Here is a 20,805-nt window from a genome sequence, read left to right as displayed (position 1 = left end):
TGATCAATGCTCCGGGATCAGGAGGTTATTTTGTCAGCAATAAACTTCAGTCCGGAGGGCCGGGCGTGAATATCGGTTTAAATTTTTCGGGTCCGGGTGTTGATCCTTCCCTTAAAACCTTTAAACCCGGGAATCGAACGGATAACACGGCGGGCGGCTTTATCTTTTTTGGTTCTGACGGAAAGACTCCCAACGGGAATATCGGAGGCACTTCCCCGTTTCCCAATTTGACGGCGGATCTTTCCGACGATCATCCGGTCGGAATGGCGATTCCTGCTTCGGATCCTCAATTTACCCAGATCCTCTCCAATATCAATATCGCGCCCGGCGGTGACGGACATGCCGCGGGCTCCGGGACCAACCATGTTTTCTGGATTACCCGGGATGGGGCTTTACAGCCTGACAAGAGAGACCGGCTTCGGGCGTATCCATCCGATCCGACCAATCCCGATACGCCCTATATCGAATGTGCGTCGTGTCACAATCCGCATGAAGCCAGCCGGCCATTGGGACAGCCGGCATTAACGGATCCGGTTTCTGCCATGACCGTCAACAATTCACGATTTTTACGGGCACCTGATCCGAACCGGCCCGGAGCCAATATGAACGATCGGAACGCAAGCAGCGCCCTATGTTTAAGTTGTCATCAAAAATAGTATTTTTTATATTCATTATTTTAATAAGCGGAACGAGTATTAGAATTTTTGCGGAGGAGCAAGAGGAGACCCGAGTTGTTGCGGAAGTCAATGGTACTCCCATTCGCTTCCCGGCATTCCAGGAAGAGCTCAAAAAATCGAAGTCGAGTTTAGGGCATGGTGAATTTTCTCCAGAGAGACTGGACGAGATCAAAAGGGATGTCCTGGATCACCTCATCGGAAAAGAACTCGTTGTGCAGGAGGCAAAAAAAAGGAATTTGACTCCGGATGAGCTGATTCGGAAAGAGGTATATGAAAAGTCGCTCTATTCCGAGGAGGACGCCCGAATTTACTATCGGGAGCATCCGCTCGATTTTATGAGCCCGGAGGGGGTTCGATTGCGGCACCTTTTAGTGAGGGTTGACCCCTCCAGTTCCAATGAGGGATGGAAAGCGGGATATCAGAACGCGTTGGAACTCTCTCTACGGGCAAAACAGGGAGAGCGGTTTGAAGCGCTTGTCGAAAAATTCTCCGATCCCGAGTCGAGATATTTTGGAGGTGATCTCAAAGTTCAATTTCAGGGAAAAATGGCGATGGCGGAATTTGAAAAAGAAGCTTTTTCTCTTAACGTGGGAGAAGTCAGCGCTCCGATTCAGACCTTATACGGTTTTTCGTTGATTCAAATCGTAGAAAAAGTTCCGCCGAAACCCTATTTGTGGGAAGAAATTAATCCGGAGCTATTGAAAAAAAGGCTGATTCAGGAAAAAGAGGCCAGAAGATCCGAAGAATGGATCAGGGAATTAAGAAGTCAGGCGATCATCAAGATTGAGCAAAAATAGAAAAGATTCGACCCCTATGACGCCATCGGCAGGCCGACAACTGATTCTAAAAATCTTCCGGTCCTCTTTTTTCAGCGCCTTTTGGATTTTCGGTTTAATTCTCTTTTTTTTTCCAGACCAAAGCGCGGCAGCACTTTTGAATGGCGCCCTGACCGGATCGATTGAAGGGGCATATATCTACCGCGATATGGATCAGAATGGCGTAAAAAATTCAAGTCATGAGATCGAACAGAGGTATAATTTGAGGTATTCAGAGAATTTGCTGGATTCCCGTCTTGGTTTTTTTTCAGGGGGAATTAACTGGGTGGATGATCAGACCGACAATTCGGGAAACTCGGAACAGGCCCGGCGCTATATTGTCAAAGATTACAATATCAATCTTTCCTTACTTCCCATGATCTCCCCGATAACCCTTTATGCCCAGAAAACGGAACGGGAAAACCAATTCGATTTTGTCTCTCACGATACGATTACCACGTACGGGTTCGGCTGGTACTACTCGCCTTTGTACCTCCCGAGGATCGGGATTAACGGAAGCCATTCTACCTACACCAGCGATCTGAACGGACTCTTTCCGACGTCCGATTCCGACTTTCTGTCAGTGGATACTGGAGGAAAATGGCAGGAGTTCAATCTGAATGCCCGATACCTTTACAATCAAACCCATGAGTTAAATGACGAATCGTTCTGGTCCCATGGCGTTAATTTTAATTTAAACGGTGCGGTGACCAAGGCGCTGACGCTGGGAGCCTACGCGAATTACGCGACGCGCGGAGGAACCTCTTCCGGATTCAATTTCTATCAGGAAAATGCGGCGGGTCTTAATTTATATTATCTTCCGAACAAGTTTTGGGATGGATCTCTCCGGCTTGATTTCAATGAATCTCCCGGGATGGGAGACTTCAAAAGGTATCTGATGGGAGGAGGCCTCAATTTCCATCCGACCGGTTATCTTGACTGGTTCAACAACGGTCAGTTTGCCCGGTATGAAACGAGCGCATCCAGGACCGACTCTCTTTTTGGGAACAGCTCCCTCATTGTACGTCCCGCGTTTGGGTGGACCTTGACACTGGGAGGAGGACTCGGATTGACCGAGATTGAAGGAGGAGGTCTGAGTTCAAAAAATAGCCAGATTTTGATTAATTCCGCGTTATCGTATAATCGGACGCTGGCCCTGATTCGGGTCAATGGAAGCGTGGCGGGCAGCATGGCCCAAAATCAATCGACCGGACTGGGGGTCTCGAAAGACCGGATACTTTCCGTTTCGGGCGGAATCGATAACACGCAGACGCAGATTATTCATCTGGGAGTGAATGGTTCCCTGACCTCTATTAACAGGGAGGTGCCGGCCGAATCCGATGACCAAAAGGAGACACGGGTGTCCGCATCGGCGGACAGCCATTTTTTCAGGAATTTTTTCTTTTACAACGATTCACTTTTTTTAGATGGAACTTTAACCTGGCTCGATATCAGTGGTTATGGTGTTGAAGGGGGGAAAACCCTATCGGAAGATTTCCATGGGACCTATCAGTTTTTAGGCATGTTTACGTTATTGGGAACCTATTCCCATATCAGCTATCCCAATGGACTTTATGGCGGGGATGCCAATATCGCGTCGATCGATTTTACAGGTACGGTCAGGCCGTGGGACAACGGGAATCTTGCGTTCGGCCTCAAAGAAATGGTCGACGACAGGGAAGATCAATATACCCAGAAGACGTTTGAGGGGCAAACCAAGCTGAGTCATCAATTGGGGAGACTCATGCTGAGCACTGAATTCAATTATTTGAGAAACGACACCGGACCGATGGTGACGACGAGTCAGCAGTTTATGGTCAGAGCGATCCGTCCCTTTTAATGGAAACGAAAATGATTCTTTTGACCCTTTCATCCCTTCTCGTTGCCGTCAGTCTGGCGGGCTGTGCGACAGAAAAGAAAAAGGAGGCCGTGAATATTTCATGGCCCCTTCCCCCGGATCCTCCCAGGGTCAGATATATCCGGAGTATTGTTGATGCAAAAGAGGTTCTCCCTCCCAAAGGGTTTTTCAAAAGGGCAGTGAGCTTCCTCTTCGGGGAAGAGATCTCTCCGAGACTGATTCGTCCCTATGGATTATTCGTCGAGAATCAGGAAAAAATATGGGTGACGGACATGGAACTTCAGGTGGTTCACCTTTTTGATTATTCGGAAAAGAAGTATCGCCAGATTTTTAAATTGTCGGCTGAGAGATTGAGAAGTCCTGTCGGAATCGCAGTCGATGCGGAGAAGATGACCTATGTCACCGATTCGGAGTTGAGAAGGGTCTTCCAGTTTGGTTCCGGAGGACAATTTGTGAAAGCCTGGGAGACACTTTTTTTGAGACCGACCGGAATTGCGATCGATCGTCAAAGAAAAGTTCTCTACGTGGTGGACACCGGGGCACATCATGTCGGCGCCTATAGTTTAAAAGGTGAAAAGCTTTTTGAGTTTGGAAAAAGGGGAGAAGGTGAAGGAGAATTTAATTTTCCAACGCATGTTGCCGTTCACCCGGTTACCGGAGACATCTATGTCGCGGATTCCATGAATTTCAGAATTGAGCGGTTTACTCCGGACGGGAAATTTATTCGGCATCTGGGTTCAGCTGGAGAACGGGTCGGAAGTTTTTCGAAATTGAAAGGCATTTCCGTGGACACCCATGGGATTGTATACGCGGTGGACGGACTCTACGATACCGTCGAAATGTTCAACGATAAAGGGGAATTTTTGATGAATTTTGGCAGAGCGGGAAATCACGAAGGGGAATTCTGGCTCCCGGGCGGTATCGCGGTCTCTCAAGACCAGATTTATGTTTCCGATAGCTACAACCAGAGGGTTCAGGTATTTCAGCTGATCAACGCTGCGGAAGCAGACGGGGAGTCACGATGAAATTTCTGTTGAGATTTTTGATTCGGATCTCTCTTCTACTTATTATTGCACTCCCTGGAATGGGACAGGCGCCTCCCGGAGCGCCTCCTTCGATTACGAAACACGAAGATATTCTTAATACCCGTCACAATCTGTCTGCCAATCCCCCGGATCCGACCCAACATCCGGAGATTTTTCCCAAGGGTGCCGCGGGACAGGACCCGCGCCGTGTCTTTACCTCTCAAACGGCCGAAGTCTGCGTCTTTTGTCATACCCCGCATGGGGCAAGCCAGGTCGCTTCGAATCTTCTTCAGGCTCCGTTATGGAACCGGCAGCTTGCTTCCAATCAATATACGCTCTATGACCAGGTCTGGAGCAAATCATTTGACGGGCAACTCAATCTCGGCGCTCCGACAGGATATTCGAGGCTTTGCCTCTCCTGCCATGACGGAACCGTAGCGCTCGGAGCGGTACTGAACAAGCCGGGTTCCGGAGGGTATATTGATCCTGCAAACATCTCTTTGGCGCAGTTTAACAACAGCTCTTTTACCATGAGTTATCAAGGGGGTGACGTGTATCAGGGAGGTCCGCAACAGGATCCCTCGTTGCGCGGATTTCCTCAGAATACGATGCCCGTCGGAAGTGGAGAATTGACCGGGGATACCCGAAGACTCGGGACCAACCTGACAAATACCCATCCGGTTTCGTTTAAATTTGACTCCGCTCTGGCCGCTTTGGATACCGAGCTGGTTGATCCCGGACCGGTTTTGGGTCCCGGAAGTACCGTAACGGCCCATACGCCGATCTCTCCCGCAGCGAGATATCCGGGGGATAATATCAAGATCTACGACTCGGTTCAATGTACCTCCTGCCATAATCCGCATCAGGTCGACTATCCGAAATTTTTGAGAGCCAGTATCTTTAATAATCCTCCGGAACATCCCGGTGAACAGATCATCTGTCTTTATTGCCATGCCAAGCCCGGCTGGATCGGAAGTACCCATCAGACGAGCAAAGTGCTTCATACAGAATATCCTTCCGTTTCGAATCCCTACGACTATGACGGTACCCACACGGTTGATCAGTTTGCCTGCAGGAACTGCCATGACCCTCATACGGCTCAGGGTGCAAAGAGAATTCATCGGGAAGGAGTCGATCAATTCGGACAGGACGCCACGGAGAAAACCTGCTTCCTCTGTCATTCTCCCAACAATGCTCCGGCGGGTTCGCCCAATATCTATAATGGGTATCCCACAAGTGCCCTCCTTGCGGGAGATCCGACAAATCCGGGAAATTTGAGATTTAAAACAGCACAAGTTGCACCCGATATTAACAGCCAGTTTTCAAAAGACATCAACCCGACAGGCAACACCAATTGCTATACGAGCTGGGACCCGAAAGCCAATACGCCGGGGACCTTTCCGGAATGCGGGAGCGCAATGAATCTTACGCTTGGGCACGGGGGAAAACATGAGCCGGTCTTTGTCGCAAGACCGCAGGAAGGGGTGGAACTCGGAAGTTCCGCGCCTCCGGTCAACAATGAATTTGCTCCCGGCCTGATTGCGGGCGACAAATATCCCCATGTGACCTGCACCGACTGCCATAATCCCCATCAGGTGGAACCGGGAAACCGGCTTAAGGGAATGAAAGGAATCGATATCAACGGATTGGTCGTGGGTCATGGCGTTCCCGGGAATGACCGGGAACCCTATGTCTATGAAGTCTGCTTCCGTTGTCATGGAAACAGCTACAATAATATTTTCAACGGTGACCGTTTTCCGGATGATACCTTTATGCGCTCTGATCCAAGAGACTTCCGGCCGATCAATGCCGATTTCAGTTTGAGGGGATTCAGCAATAAACGAAAAGAACTCAATCCCAATACGCCGGACAATACCTTGCCGGATCATAGCCAGCAGACGGTGAATGCCTCATTTCACCCGGTTGCAGCGGCCGGAAGAAACGGAACAGTCCAGCTTTGCAATCAATTGACCGAAAGTTTTCATCTGAATTGCGCCAATCCGGCGGCGGCGCTTCGAAATGTCACGATTCAATGCACCGATTGCCATAACAGCGAAGCCACCAGTGCGGTAAAAGGTCCGGTCACCGAGTCGAATCTGAGAGTGACCGATACGATCTCGGCATTTAGTCCTCTGAAAGCCGTCATCGGACCCGGGAGCCCTCCGGCCTATGAACCGGTGGGTCCTCATGGCTCCAAATTTATCCGGATTCTTCGAAATCGATATAACACCGACATACAAAACCCGACGCGCTGTTTTGAAGGATCCGATCTCAACCAGGTCCCGAATCCGCCCGGCTGTGCGACAAGCGACGGCAGCAGTGCTCCCGGGTCTTTTACGGCGACGCGGAGTCATTTCGACAATTTCCTGCTCTGCTTTCAATGCCATGACCGAAGAGCCTTTGATCCGTCGGAGCCGGGGGCCAATCGCTATGATCCCTCCTGGACGAACTTTTACGGCGATAAAGCCGTGACGAGCAGTGCCGATGAAGGATGGAACGGCAATCTCCATATGTACCATTTGCAATGGACCGGAGCGATGTGTCACGAATGCCACTACAACGTCCATAGCAATGTGGAGGCTCAAAATACACAATATGGTGATGGCCTGGGGACCCGGGCAGATCAAAATAGCGTGACCTGCACCGGCGTGTCCTCTGGCGTGACCTATCCTTGTCTCCCGCCCGATGGGGAAGATGGCATTATTGACGGGATCGTCGATACCCATTTGATCAATTTCAGTCCGAAAGTGGAAGGGACCATCGCCTCAAAACCGAGATGGGCCTACGACGCAGCGAATCAGCAGTTTCAATGTTTTTTGCGTTGTCACAATGAAATTATGAATACCTGCCATTACGGCCGTACGAATGGAACCACCCAGCATTGGTGCGCAGGTGGAACCACAAGAGGATAAATTGAATCGACAGAGTTTGAAAAATATTTTGAGGATGAATCGGAAATCAATCGAGATTCTGATGTTTCTGGTCATCCTGCTCTCTTATTCCTCTCTGGTCCTGGGTGCTCCCCAACTCCTTTCGAACAATCCCATGAACCCGGCTTCGGTGGGACAGGGTGCGGTCGCAAAGAATATTGCCGTGTACGGGACCGGATTTCAGTGCGGTGTCAGCGTGACGTTTTCAGACACCACGCTGACCACACCGAATGAACTGTCCGGCAGCGATCCATTTGATAATCAATGCGGTACTGCCGGAATCATTCAGTCAAACGTTCAGTTTTTTTCCAGTTCGAATGTCTTTTTTTATCTTAATGTTTCCAGTTCCACGCCCGCCGGCCCGGTGACGGTGACATTTACCAACCCGGATGGTTCAACAGGAAGTGGCATATTGGTCATTAATGCCCCTCCAGTGATCACTTCCGTCACGCCTTATCCTGCGACGGGTTCTCCCGCGCTGGCGACTGTTCAACAAGGAGGGACGACAACCATCCAGATCAATGGGTCTGGATTTCAGAATGGCGCTAATTTGTCCGGGAATTTTTCGGTCAATTCGTTTTATATCAATGGCGCCGGAACAGTAGCGACGGCCAATATCACCGTCTCCAGTGCCGCGGTCCCCGCTCTAAACGGGGTTACGATTACCAATCCGGACGGAGGCAGCACTGACTATGCTTCAGCATTCCTGGTGCAATGGGTGATGGGGAGCAAGACGCCCGCGATGACCGTCTATGAAGACCCCCGCCTTACGAATGGGGTCAGAATTCCGTTCAATGCATTTTGGAACGGGGAGTGGTCGACGGAGGGAACAATCCTCCCTTCCAATCAGACGTACTATTATCCGGCTGAAATGGTTGTTCAACCTCATCCTTTTCTTTTTCAACAGATCATGGGACATCAGGTGAATTCCTCGCTTGATTTTCAGGTCTGGAACAGCGGGTCGTGGGGAACACAGCTCCAGGTGCCCTCTTATCTCAACTCCAAAGATTTTGATATGGCCTATGAGTCGAAATCAGGTAAGGGACTCATTGTATACGGGACGGCCAGCGGGATAGGCTATCGGCAGCTCTTCCAGGATGCTTCGGATTGCTCTCCCAATCCGGTCCCCTGTTGGGGAACCGAACAGGCTTTGGCCAACCTTGCGATTGGGAGCTATTTTCATTCAGCCGTTTTGTTGGCCAATCCTGATCGAACAAAAAACGAGATTCTGCTGGCCTTTTTAACGACCAACGGAATTAATAGCACTCTCTATGTCGACCAATGGGATGGAAATGCGTTTTTTTCTCTTGCGAATAGTTCGGTTTTGCCGGTTTCTGCAGCGATTCGGCTTGATCGGTCGACTTTTGATCTTGCCTATATGCAGCAGAGTAAAACCGGAATGCTCGCCTGGCTTGATAAAAATAGCGGTACGGCAAAATATTGTCTCTGGAGCGCCGTTCCCGCGTGCGGAACGGCCAGCGCGTTTGCGGCCACGACGGGTACAACGACGACAACTAGCCAGTTATTTAGAATGCAGTTACGTTCCGATCCAGCGTCGGATCAAATCGCGCTTGGAACCGTTGAAATGAATGCCGGATACGGTCTCCTCAAAACAGAGATTTGGGACGGGACGACCTGGCCGACAGGCGTCTATTCCTCATCGAACGTGAACGGCGTCTATACCATCAATTCAAATTTGACAACGCTCTTCACTTCGCTTGACTGGAATGTCTTTGACCTTCTCTGGAAGGAAGGGAGCACCGGAAGTCAACTTTTCTCTATCTATACGAATGGTGTTTCAGGCGGCCTGCATTATCAAATTCGGGATGAATCGGGTATCTGGAATGGCGATGCGGCGGTCCCAGGCATTTCAACCATATCAACAGGAGGACTCCCGATATTAAGTTCGATCAGTTTCACTTCGGATCCCCGCTACGGAGATATTCTGGGGACCTTGATTTCTCAGAGCAGTCTGGTGGCCTCGATTCGTTGGGATGGAGATTCGGCTTCCTGGGTGGAATATACGATTCACTCTTCTCCGAATTTATCATCCAACTACACATTTCTGGCGGACTCCTATTTTAGAAATTTTCCGACATTGGATACATCGACCTTGCAGCTTTTCGATCCTCCAAATCAGACTGGATTTGTGACCTCGTCACCCTTAACGACAACACAGGGGCATTCAATCAAAATATCTGCAAGTGGTCATTTGATTAAAGATTTTTCAGTCCTGTCTTTCCCTGGTTTTATTCAAACTCAGTCTGATACGACGACGGTCAGCCACAGTCTGGCGACTGGCGTCGACACACTGACGGCAACTGGAACGATTTCAAACACTGCGGTTCCGGGCACCTATCCTTTGACGATTACCAATCCCGATGGTTCTTTGGTAATTGGAAATTTCTTGATCCAGATCATGCGGAATTCATCGAATCCGCCCAATATTACGACGCTTGCCCCGAATAACCTCGGACAAGGTGCGACGAATCAAATTGTCACGTTGACCGGATATAACTTTCCCGCCAATTTTACCGTTTCATTCTCAGGCACCGGGGGGGTTACAGCAGGGGCGCCTGTAGCTCTAAATTCCGACCTGACGAAATTCTCAATTCAGGTGAGTGTTGCCTCCAATGCGGCGACTGGATATCGAGACATCATTGTGACCGACAGCGGAACGAGTCAGGTTTATACTTTTGCAAATCTGTTTACAGTCAATTATGGCCCGTCCATTATTAGCATCACTCCAGGTACGATAACCCAGGGAACAATCCAGAATATCGTGGTCACCGGGAATGATTTTCAGACGGGAGGCACGGTTACGATTTCGAATGGTACACAGTCACTCGGATGGGATAGCGCCGGAGGAACCTCCTCGGCGCTCTATCAAAATAAAATGACGGGAAACCGGTTTAAATTTCCCAACGCATCCAAACCCTTCGTTCTATTGAAGAGTGCTTCGGTGTTGATCTCTTTGGCCGATCCGGTCCATATCAACGGACAGATGGCAATATATTCAGACAATGGAAGCGGACAACCTTTAAATCTTATTGCGACAAGCGCAGTCACACCGCTGAATTCAGCCCTCTGTGTGAATAATCCCTGTACGATGACTTTTAGTCTGCCTTCCACGATTATTCTGGATACCAGTCAGAAATACTGGGTGTTCTTTAACACCGAAGGCCTCCAAACTGTCTTGGCTTACGATGCGAACCAGGCCACTTGCAACGGGGATAATCCCTGTCTCTCCGTTTCTGTACCCCAATCATTCGGAAACTGGCCGGCCTCTGGCACGGGAGTTTCCTGGAGCCCTGTGCCAGGAGGAAACCGGTATGCATTGACCCTCTCGTATCAGCCGATTCTCGGTACCGGACAGGTGGGCGCAACGGCTGATTTGCCGGGAGATGACCTGGACCATATTACGGGAGGAAATACCTTTGCGATTTCAGCAGTGACGTTCTTAAAGGGTGTCTACCTCTATGTCGACAGTGTCGATTCAACCAATAAATCAGCCAATCTGGCAATTTACGATAGTGATCCCGCGACGGGTGCCCCGGTCAATCGCATGACCTATGGAAGGATTAATAACAATCTCCTGTCAAAGCAATTTAACTTTTTCACCATGCCGACTAATTTTCAGTTGACCACGGCGATCAGTAATACATTTTGGATCGTGGCCAATGCCAACGGACAGGGGACAAAATTCAGCTACGATTCGGTCTCGCCCGGTCTGGATAAAGGAATTCAGTTTGCCCAGTCCTATGGAACAAATGGAACGTTTCCCTGGCCCATTGTACTTCCAAGCACACCCCTGCTTGACCGAAGATACTCCTCCTTTGCAGTAACCGCGATACTTCCCCCACTCGGGATAGCGTCCGGCGGTGTTACGGAAGGGCCCGATTCCAATCAGATGACCGGATCACGTTTTAACATTACCCAGACGGCCAATCTTGTTGGAATATCTTTTTACGTCGATTCCCTGGACCCGACCAACCAACTTGGAAACGCAGCAATTTATACAGATAACGCCGGATCTCCGGGCACTTTACTTGTTTCTTCTATAAACCAGACGTTAAAGGCACATGCCTTTAATTCCATACCGGTTTCCTTGACGACATTGTCTCCAGGAAATTATTGGCTCATGGTGAACGTCAATGGGAGGGGAACAACTTTGACCTATGATGAGGGGACATCAATCGTCAGTGCCAAAAAAGCGAATTTATTCACCAATCCCTGGCCAACAACGGGTGGAACAGGTTGGCAGACTTCGACTCCCTATGATAAGCGACGTTATGCTATTGGCGTGATTTCCGATATCCAGGTCAGTAGCTCCAATGTCATTTCAGGCAATGCGGTGAATGGCGGCATCGCTGTCGATCCCAATGCGGCTCCCGGAAGCCGTTCGATCTGTATCTTAAATCCGGATGGCGGCATGGCCTGCACCACAATTCAAATCGTTTCAGGGACCAAGACCAATACCGCGCTGGATGTTTACGGGTCTCTTTCCACTTCACCTTATCCGGCATACCGGAGTTGGAGCGGATCGGCGCCATGGAGTGCAGAAGCGTCGAATACGGTTTCGGCGGCGGCTCCGCCGAATTGGACGGTTTTACGCGCTTTTCCGAATGCCAATCTTCCCGGTGCCCGTTCGTCAGAAAAAATTCTGGGAACACTGAATACTTCCGCATTCACCTTGCAGATTTGGAATGGAACAACCTGGGGAACGGCGTTTAGCAGAGTCCCAATTCCCTCTTTCTCGCGTGCATTTGATATCGCCTACGAATCGGCTACCGGACGGGGTCTGGTAGTTTACGGACCGTCCGGAAGTGTATTGCCCCAGTTTACCCGAACCGATGGAACAAGCTGGAGCACGCCCCAGTCTGTGCCGGCCTCGTCTTCGGGTGATACGTTGTGGGTACGGCTTGAACCAAACCCCGATCCGAAAAGCAGCGAAATCATACTGGCCTATCTATCCGGAAATTTTGATCAAATTAATGGTCCGGTGACCCAGGCGGTTCTTCACCTCCTGGTGTGGAATGGAACCTCATTTGGATCTGAGCAGACCTTCAATCTGGGACTTTCGGGGGACAATATCAATCTTTGTGTGACCTGTCTTCCGCCGATCATTGGACAGCCGTTTGACATTGCCTATGAGCATCAATCAGGTAGGGCGATAGCCAGTTGGGGAATAGCAGGTGACTCGACGCCGCGATATGCGATCTGGAGCGGGAGCACGTGGTCGTCAACCGCAAGCGCGAATCAATCGGCGGCATCGTCAGCCACTTCTCTGGTCTACTTTAAACTTGCGGGAGATCCGAATTCCGACCAGATCGCATTGGGAACGGCTTCGATCGATGGCAGGAACTATGATGTTCAGTTATGGAACCTCAATGGACTTGCGACGTGGGGAGTCCCCTTGGTGGTCAGTGACGACCTCCTTTTTAACGTCGACCCTTCTACCTTTATTCCGGATCCGAGTTTTAACGTAGGAAGAAATTTTGACCTTGCCTGGGAGAAAGATTCCGGCGCTCTCGTGACGGTATTTGGAAGCGCCACCTCAGTCAATGCCTGTGGATTCAGGGATCAGTTCGGAAATCCGGTTACGCCATTTCCTTACGGGACACGAATCAAGAGATGGGATCCAGTCAGTGGATGGTCCACCGATGAATTAGTCCCCCCTGTCGGAAGAGACCTGGTACCGCGCTGGATTCAATTGATCCAGGAACCTTCATCCAACGACCTTTTTCTGGAGCTGGCTGGCCAGCCGATCACAATCTATTTACCGACGGCCAATCCGGATCAAAATCCTGACACGACCAATGTCTTTGCTTGTACCATCTCTGAAAATCCGACCACTCATTTGACCGATCCGGGTATTACCCACTACCATCATTATATCTGGAGCAACCGCTCCTGGGTTGACAAAGAGGTTTTGAGTAGTTCGTCTTCCGGTTCTCTCAAGAGCGCAATTGGACCATTTCAATCCTATACCGGTTACAGCGAGCCCTTTATGCCGGCATTTAGTCCCGACCACATCCCTCCCTCCCCGGTGTCGGATTTAAGGGTGATTGCGGTTTCCGGGGGATCAGCCACGCTTTCCTGGACTCCAACAGGTGATGACGGTGATCTGGGCAAGCCGGCGAGCTATATTCTGGGGTATTCAACGACTCCGGTTACTTCGGATACCGATTTTGCAAATATCCCGACCAGTCAAAAAGTAACGCTCCTTCCGGGACAGCTGATTCCGGTACCCGTCATCACGTCCACCTACTCGGTTTCTTACACGCTGTCGGGACTCCCGGCGGGAACGCTTTATTTCACGATCGAATCGACGGACCGGGCGGGGAATGTATCTTCTGTTTCGTCGATCAATCCGCCCGCTTTGATTCCCGCATCGGGTGGACAAGCCGTTTTTGCGCCTTCCGCCGTAAAGGATTTGGCTGTTGTCCCGGGCTCGCTCAGCTCCTACTATGACCGGATATTTAAGCGCGACGTCTGGAGTGTCCAATTGACCTGGACCGCTCCATGGATCAGCAGTACCTATTCCATGACCGGCGCTGCCTATGATCTGAGATGGTCTTCCTCTCCGATATCAAGCGTCAACTTTGATCTTGCTAATCCCGTTTTGGCAGGCGACGGAACAGGCCGAAACGGTCTTTCAGCTCCTCATCTGTCGGGCGTCAGGGAATTCTTCAATTTCAACGACCTGCCAGCCGGAACGACCTATTTTGCCTTGAAGGTATGCGGGCCCCAGGGCATGGACAGCGTGACTTTCCGATGTACGGGAAATGCTCTTAATTTCTCGACCATCGATTCGATTTCCGCGTCAGTTAATGCTTCGACACAATGTTACCCGGCAATGATGAATACCTCCTGCGTGAATAATGGAGGAACGACGGTGAGTACGACACCCGCCGCGATTGCGGACCTTTCAATTACTGGAAAAGGTGCCAATTCGATGACCCTTCGCTGGACGGCACCATCGAACGTCGCGAAATACGATGTCCGGTATTCGAGGCTTCAAATTGTGGAAAACGGCACCGCCATCTCTGATCCGACGAAACAGGTTGAATTCAAGAACGCGTCACAGGTGCTCTCGCTTCCGGCGCCTCTCAGCGGCGGGATGATCCAGTCCTTTGCTGTCACCAATCTCCTTTCTAATTCGGTTGGGATTACCTATTATTATGCGATTAAAGGGATCAATTTTTCGACCGATACGATTTCTGGAGTGATTCGCGAAAATACGGCAGGAATCTCCAATGTGCCTTCCGATACAACGCTTTCGGTATTTGATTTCACCCCTCCGGGTACCATTGGCGACCTGACCGTTGTCCCCAACGGAACGAATAAGAATTCAGTTGTCCTGGAATGGACGGCGACTGGTGACGATGGTTCCATCGGAAAGGCCATTCAATATGACATTCGGTATTCTGAACTTTTAATTGTGGAAAACGGGACTTTGACTAGTTCGGGGCGTCAAATCGAATTTCAAAATGCAAAACAGGTCGCCAATGCGCCTTTTCCGCTTGCCTACGGAAACCACGAACTTTTTGAAGTGACGGGTCTGGATCCCAATACCGTATACTATTTCGCCATCAAGGCAGTTGACAAGGCCAGTAACAGTTCGTCGATATCCATCTGTCCGAACTGTCCGGGCCACACTGCTTTACACTCGGGGTACAACCTGGTTAGCGTTCCCTATCGCCTCTCCGGTGTCAATGACCCGACCTCGGTCTTTGGTAATGATGTATCCAAACCGGTCACGCTTTATCTATGGACAAGCGATATGTATTCCGTCCCTTCTCGGGTTACGGAAGGAGAAGGTTACTTCCTCTATGCAGCGGGAAACAACAGTATTTTAAGAGGAACCGATTCGGGGGGGAATTTATTGGGAGTACCTGAAACGGCCGCTGACGTGACGATTCCTCTCGCATCAGGATGGAACTTGATCGGAAATCCCTATTTCTATCCGATTTACTTGAAAGATACCTGCGTCAGGCATGGAAGCGGTGCTTCGGTTTCTTTCGGCACGGCCGTTGCCAATGGCTGGGTAGGGAGTGCCATCTATTCCTTCGACGGCACTCAATATATCGCCAAGAGGTATCAGGACATCCTTCCGCCTTCCGATCCGAACTATCAGCCTCCGGCCATACTCTCTTTATGGAACGGGTACTGGCTCCAGTTTTTGGCGGGGGATACAGGATATAACCTCATTTATTTAAATGGAACGGGATCCTGCCCATGAAAAGTTATACATCGATCTTTCTTTTTCTATTTATTTTTTTATTTCCGATGAAGGTCAGGGGAGAAGACTCGACATTAATTCTCACTTTTAAATCAGAGGCTAATCATTCCATTTTGAAGAGTGAACTTCGTGCGGGACTCTGGAAAAAGGGTCAAGATGGTCCGGATCCGCTGGATCTTGAAGCGATGTTAAATGGACCTTTTGACGTCTATTTTGAGTCCTTGCTTCCGGATGGCGTGCCCAGACACAATCTCTGGTGGGATATCCGTTCTTCAAATCCGTCGCAGGAATGGAAGATCCAGGTCATAGCCCCTCCCCATGTCATGACGGTCGTGGAGTGGCGGGAGGTCCATCATGAAACCGGAAAAGGGCCGGTAATCTACGACATCCTGGATACAGAAACTGGCCAGGTGAGAGAACTGGACGTGACGTCCGGAACGTTTTCCTTTTCGACGACCGGGCATAAAACTCTGATCTTGAAATCACGCCCGCGATAAGTTTAACCCGATGCCCTTGCGCAAGCGAAACGCCTTTCTATTGATTGTGACCCTCTCAACGGCCATTCTCCTGCTGACCCGTCATCCCCTCCGGGGAGAAAAAGAAGATTCTGAAATGGTTTATATACCTGCCGGACCCTTTATCATGGGGAGTGATGAACAGGATGGCGTCATTGGGATTGATGTCGGCGTGGATGAAATTCCTCGCCATCAGGTCAATCTTCCCGCGTTTGAAATCGACCGCTATGAAGTCACAAATCAGCAATACGATCTTTTCGTTCAGGCCACGGGACATCGAATACCGTCCGAACCCCGATTCCCTCTTTATTATCGGTGGGAAAAAGGACATCCGAGCAAAGATCAGGAAAAATACCCGGTCAGCTACGTCGATTATGAAGATGCGGCTTCCTATTGTACCTGGAGACGAAAGAGAATTCCGACGGAAGCGGAATGGGAAAAGGCCGCTCGTGGAACCGACGCCAGGAAATGGCCATGGGGAAATCAGTTTGACAAAAAGAAATGTAACACGGATGACAGCCATTTAAGCTGGACGCTTCCTGTGGGAAGTCTGCCATCGGGGGCCTCTCCTTACGGTGTCATGGAAATGTGCGGGAATATAGCAGAGTGGACCTCTTCCTGGTATAAACCGTATCCTGGCAATTCACTGAAGAGAGAAGCGTTTGGTGAAAGTTTGAAAGTGGTGAGGGGAGGAGCCTGGAGTCTGCCTGCCCACCCCTTTAGCCGGACAAGCCACAGAAGCTATGCCGTGAAACCGAGCAAACGGCACCGTTCAATCGGAATCCGGTGTGTACGGGATGCCCGATAGCGGTATAAGAGGTGAGACGTTAGGTATGAGGAGCAAGATCTTGATGTTCTGGCTTCTCCTGCTGGGGGGGTGTTATTCGGTACGTTCTGGCGAGGCTCCGCCGAAGGGGATGGTCCTTGTTCCAGCCGGGAATTTCGTGATGGGCGCTTCTCAGGAAGATGGTTTGCTTGGCATAGAAGTCGGGGTGGACCAGGTTCCCAGACACACCCTATACCTAAAGGCGTTCTACATAGATCAATATGAAAGCACGGTCTCGGAATACCGGGAGTTTGTAAAGAAGAAGCACTATAGTGAGCCTTCTTTATGGTCGTCCTCTTCCGGGCAGACCGTAGAAGAATATGAAGCAGTTAGCGATATCTCTTCAGTGGATGCGGAGGCTTATTGCAACTGGAGGGGAAAACGGCTTCCAACCGAATCGGAATGGGAAAAAGCCGCTCGCGGGACTGACGCCAGAAAATGGCCTTGGGGAAACGAATTTTCCAGGGGAATCACCAATACCATTGAATCCAAATTAGGCAAAATTGTTGCTCCCGGACTTTTCCCGATCGATCGCTCTCCGTATGGGGTCTATGACATGGGTGGAAACGTTATGGAATGGACTTCGAGTTGGTATGAGCCGTATCCGGGAAACGCGTTGAAAAGAGATTCATTCGGCCAAAAATTCAAGATTCTCCGCGGTGGCACCTGGACGGAATCGGCCAATCCATTTTCGAGAACGACACATCGATTTCCCGTGATTCCGACGTTGGCACAGCCTGATTTCGGAGTCCGTTGCGCGAAAAGCGCCCGTTAGCTTCTGCTTGATTCTCGCTCGCGATTTAGTATAATGAGTTTGCAATATACAATGGGAAAAGTATGAGTAATTTGAAGTTTGAAGAGGCGATGTCGAGGCTTGAAGAGATTGTCAAGAGCCTTGAAAAAGGGGACCTTCCATTGGATAAAGCCATGGCCTCGTTTGAAGAAGGGGTTACCCTTTCGAAGATCTGTATGAAACATCTTGAAGAGGCGGATCGAAAAGTGGAAATCCTGATTCAAAATAAAGATGGCGAAAAACAAACAGCGCCATTTCAAATCGCGGATGCCCAAGAGTGAATTTTAATCAGTATCTTGAGTCCTGCCGGAATAAAATTGACCGATCCCTGAGAGAACTTCTTCCCCCGCAAAACAGGTTCCCGGAACAATTGCATGAAGCGATCTATTATACGTTGTTTGCCGGCGGAAAACGCCTCAGACCGATTCTGGCGATCGCGTCGTTTGAAACAGTAGGAGGCGATGACGATCGGATACTTCCTCTCGCGTGTGCAATCGAACTGATACATACCTATTCCCTGGTTCACGATGACCTCCCTGCGATGGATAATGATGATTTTCGAAGAGGACAGCTGACGGTCCATAAAAAATTTGGGGAAGCCATCGCGATTTTAACCGGAGATGCTTTGTTGACGGAAGCTTTTTATCTTCTCTCTTCGTCGCGCTATTCGGTTGAAAATCCCCGGATTTCGCTTCAGGTCATAGAAGAACTGAGCGAGGCTGCCGGAAGCCGGGGAATGGTCGGCGGTCAAGTTTTTGATCTGGCGCTCGAAGGAAGAACTGATGTGACTCTGGAAATGATTGAAATGCTGCATCGCTGTAAAACGGGCGCCCTGATCAAAGCTTCTGTTTCAACAGGAGCAAGAATCGGCGGGGCCGAAAATCGCCAGATGGAAGCTTTAAGGATCTATGGCCAAAAAGTGGGATTGGCGTTTCAAATTAAGGACGACATTCTGGATGTGGTCGGCAGTCGGGAACTTCTGGGGAAGAGCGTGGGTAAGGACAGGACAGCTCTCAAGAAGACCTATCCCGATCTGATCGGTCTCGACGGTGCCCAAAACCTTCAGGTCAGTCTGATCGACGAGGCCTTACAAGCACTCAATTTGTTTGACAGTCGCGCAAATCCCCTTCGGGAAATTGCCAATTATTGCATTGAAAGGAAAAACTAGGATGAAACTTTTAGACAAGATTTCGTCTCCTTTGGATTTGCGAAAGATGCCGGTTGATCAGCTCCCTCTTGTCGCTGAAGAGATCCGGAAAAGGATCATCGAAGTGGTTTCCACGACAGGCGGTCATTTAGGCGCCGGACTCGGAGCGGTCGAACTGACCTTGGCACTCCATTACCTTTTTGACACACCCAACGACCGCATTGTCTGGGATGTGGGTCATCAGGCTTATCCCCACAAAATTCTGACGGGAAGGAATAACAGCTTCCAAACGCTTCGACAGTACCAGGGAATCAGCGGATTTCCAAAAAGAGACGAGAGTCCCTATGATACTTTCGGTGTGGGTCATGCGGGAACGGCCATTTCTGCTGCGTTGGGAATGGTGGAGGCAAGAGACCAGAGAGGGTTGAAGCATAAGGTCATCGCAGTGGTGGGCGACGGAGCTTTAACTTCCGGAATTGCGCTGGAAGGGCTAAATCATGCCGGAGCCTTGCGCAAAGATATGATCGTAGTATTAAATGACAACGAAATGTCGATCTCAAAAAACGTCGGAGCAATTTCTGCCTATTTGAACCGGCTCATGACCGGGAAAGTGTTTACAACGATTAAAAAAGAGACAGAGATTCTTTTGAAAAATATTCCCAAGATTGGCGAGCCGATGTTCAAAGTTGCAAAAATGGCTGAAGAAGGAATGAAGGGTCTGATCGGACATGGAATCATATTTGAAGAACTTGGGTTCCACTATATCGGACCGATTGACGGCCACCGGTTGGATCACATACTGGTGACACTCGAGAACATTAAGAAACTTTCAGGTCCTTTTCTTGTTCATCTCATTACCAAGAAGGGGAAGGGATATCTCCCTGCGGAAAATGACCAGGCGGCGTTTCATGGCACTTCGGCATTCCATGTGGCGACCGGCGAGCCGAAAAAAAAATCGATGGTTCCTTCTTATACAAAAATTTTTGCTGAAACAGTAATCCGGCTTGCCAAGGAGGACCCGCGAATTATTGCAATTACTGCAGCGATGCCGGAAGGAACCGGTTTGTCCTTATTTCAGAAAGATTTTCCATCGCGAGTGTACGACGTCGGGATTGCCGAACAGCACGCGGTTACGTTTGCGGGTGGATTGGCCGCTGAGGGCCTTCGACCGGTTGTGGCAATCTATTCGACATTCTTGCAGCGAGCCTACGATCAGATTATCCATGACATTTCCATTCAGAACCTCCCCGTGTTGTTTTGTCTTGACCGGGCCGGCCTGGTCGGCGAAGATGGCGCCACCCATCATGGTGTTTATGATCTTTCTTATCTTTCGGCAATTCCCGGCATGGTTGTGATGGCGCCAAAAGATGAAAATGAGCTTCGAATGATGATTAAGACGGGATTAACCGTTGAGGGTCCCTCTGCTGTCCGGTATCCCCGCGGAGAAGTTTCGGGAGTCCAGCTGGATGCAGAAATTGCGCCTCTTCCGATAGGTAAAGGGGAGATTATAGCTGAAGGTACGGATGTCTTTATTCTGGCGGTCGGATCGATGGTCCGGGAGGCAATTTTGGCCCGGGAAGAGCTTGCCAAAAAAGGGATTTCGACAGGTGTATTTAATGCCAGATTTATCAAGCCGCTTGACCGGGATAGAATTATCGAAATTGCGAAAAAGTGCTCCTTCCTCGTCACGGTTGAAGAAAATGTCTTGTCCGGAGGATTCGGATCAAGAGTCCTGGAATTGTTGCAGGGGGAAGAGCTGAGCGTGCAGGTCATTCAGATGGGAATCCCTGACCAATTTATCGAGCAGGGGTCGCAGAAACTCCTTCGCGAAAGCATCGGCCTCCATGCGGGGGGCATCACGGCACAAATTGAAAGAGTCCTTGATAAAAAAAGGGGTCGGGCCTCCTTTTCTGAAAAGGAGAGTGTCGAGACCGTCGTGCAGTATCACCCCATTCGTTCTTGAATGACGCATTG

The 20,805-nt window shown here is 49.9% G+C and carries 12 protein-coding genes; all 12 read left to right on the top strand.

Annotation, left to right across the window (positions count from 1 at the left end; all coding sequences use genetic code 11):
• Window positions 1-65 precede the first annotated feature (65 nt).
• Complete coding sequence (locus tag HY200_07755; GenBank protein ID MBI3594838.1) at window positions 66-656, top strand: hypothetical protein; 591 nt, start codon at window positions 66-68, stop codon at window positions 654-656.
• Entirely contained in the window at window positions 632-1,474 is an 843-nt protein-coding gene (locus HY200_07750; protein ID MBI3594837.1) for a peptidylprolyl isomerase, read from the top strand. The genes HY200_07755 and HY200_07750 overlap by 25 nt, the downstream gene beginning before the upstream one ends.
• Window positions 1,461-3,332, top strand: coding sequence for a hypothetical protein (locus HY200_07745; GenBank protein ID MBI3594836.1), 1,872 nt, complete (start codon window positions 1,461-1,463; stop codon window positions 3,330-3,332). Before HY200_07750 ends, HY200_07745 begins: the two co-directional genes overlap by 14 nt.
• Window positions 3,333-3,343: 11 nt before the next feature.
• On the top strand, window positions 3,344-4,375 hold the full coding sequence (locus HY200_07740) for a hypothetical protein (protein ID MBI3594835.1): 1,032 nt from the start codon (window positions 3,344-3,346) through the stop codon (window positions 4,373-4,375).
• A complete protein-coding gene (locus HY200_07735) occupies window positions 4,372-7,287 on the top strand; it encodes a hypothetical protein (protein ID MBI3594834.1) in 2,916 nt (971 codons plus the stop codon). The genes HY200_07740 and HY200_07735 overlap by 4 nt, the downstream gene beginning before the upstream one ends.
• A 1-nt stretch (window position 7,288) precedes the next feature.
• Window positions 7,289-15,550, top strand: a complete 8,262-nt coding sequence (locus HY200_07730) for a hypothetical protein (protein MBI3594833.1) — start codon at window positions 7,289-7,291, stop codon at window positions 15,548-15,550.
• Window positions 15,547-16,047 (top strand): hypothetical protein, encoded by a 501-nt coding sequence (locus HY200_07725; GenBank protein ID MBI3594832.1) that lies wholly within the window; start codon window positions 15,547-15,549, stop codon window positions 16,045-16,047. The genes HY200_07730 and HY200_07725 overlap by 4 nt, the downstream gene beginning before the upstream one ends.
• A 10-nt stretch (window positions 16,048-16,057) precedes the next feature.
• Window positions 16,058-16,873, top strand: coding sequence for an SUMF1/EgtB/PvdO family nonheme iron enzyme (locus HY200_07720; GenBank protein MBI3594831.1), 816 nt, complete (start codon window positions 16,058-16,060; stop codon window positions 16,871-16,873).
• A gap of 40 nt (window positions 16,874-16,913) precedes the next feature.
• Window positions 16,914-17,666, top strand: coding sequence for an SUMF1/EgtB/PvdO family nonheme iron enzyme (locus tag HY200_07715; GenBank protein ID MBI3594830.1), 753 nt, complete (start codon window positions 16,914-16,916; stop codon window positions 17,664-17,666).
• Between the two features lie 62 nt (window positions 17,667-17,728).
• Complete coding sequence (xseB, locus tag HY200_07710; protein ID MBI3594829.1) at window positions 17,729-17,965, top strand: exodeoxyribonuclease VII small subunit; 237 nt, start codon at window positions 17,729-17,731, stop codon at window positions 17,963-17,965.
• Window positions 17,962-18,852 (top strand): polyprenyl synthetase family protein, encoded by an 891-nt coding sequence (locus HY200_07705; GenBank protein ID MBI3594828.1) that lies wholly within the window; start codon window positions 17,962-17,964, stop codon window positions 18,850-18,852. Before xseB ends, HY200_07705 begins: the two co-directional genes overlap by 4 nt.
• A 1-nt stretch (window position 18,853) precedes the next feature.
• Entirely contained in the window at window positions 18,854-20,794 is a 1,941-nt protein-coding gene (locus tag HY200_07700; GenBank protein MBI3594827.1) for a 1-deoxy-D-xylulose-5-phosphate synthase, read from the top strand.
• Window positions 20,795-20,805 lie beyond the last annotated feature (11 nt).

This window comes from Nitrospirota bacterium, assembly GCA_016194305.1.
Lineage (GTDB): Bacteria > Nitrospirota > Nitrospiria > JACQBW01 > JACQBW01 > JACQBW01.
Note: the sequence above shows the minus strand (reverse complement) of the source record. Positions and strands in the feature narration are given on the sequence as shown.

Bases quoted from the DNA above. Each gene is read 5' to 3' on its own strand.
- HY200_07750 (MBI3594837.1), top strand. From the start codon at position 632: ATGTTTAAGTTGTCATCAAAAATAGTATTTTTTATATTCATTATTTTA.
- HY200_07740 (MBI3594835.1), top strand. From the start codon at position 3,344: ATGATTCTTTTGACCCTTTCATCCCTTCTCGTTGCCGTCAGTCTGGCG.
- HY200_07735 (MBI3594834.1), top strand. From the start codon at position 4,372: ATGAAATTTCTGTTGAGATTTTTGATTCGGATCTCTCTTCTACTTATT.
- HY200_07725 (MBI3594832.1), top strand. From the start codon at position 15,547: ATGAAAAGTTATACATCGATCTTTCTTTTTCTATTTATTTTTTTATTT.
- HY200_07720 (MBI3594831.1), top strand. From the start codon at position 16,058: ATGCCCTTGCGCAAGCGAAACGCCTTTCTATTGATTGTGACCCTCTCA.
- xseB (MBI3594829.1), top strand. From the start codon at position 17,729: ATGAGTAATTTGAAGTTTGAAGAGGCGATGTCGAGGCTTGAAGAGATT.
- HY200_07700 (MBI3594827.1), top strand. From the start codon at position 18,854: ATGAAACTTTTAGACAAGATTTCGTCTCCTTTGGATTTGCGAAAGATG.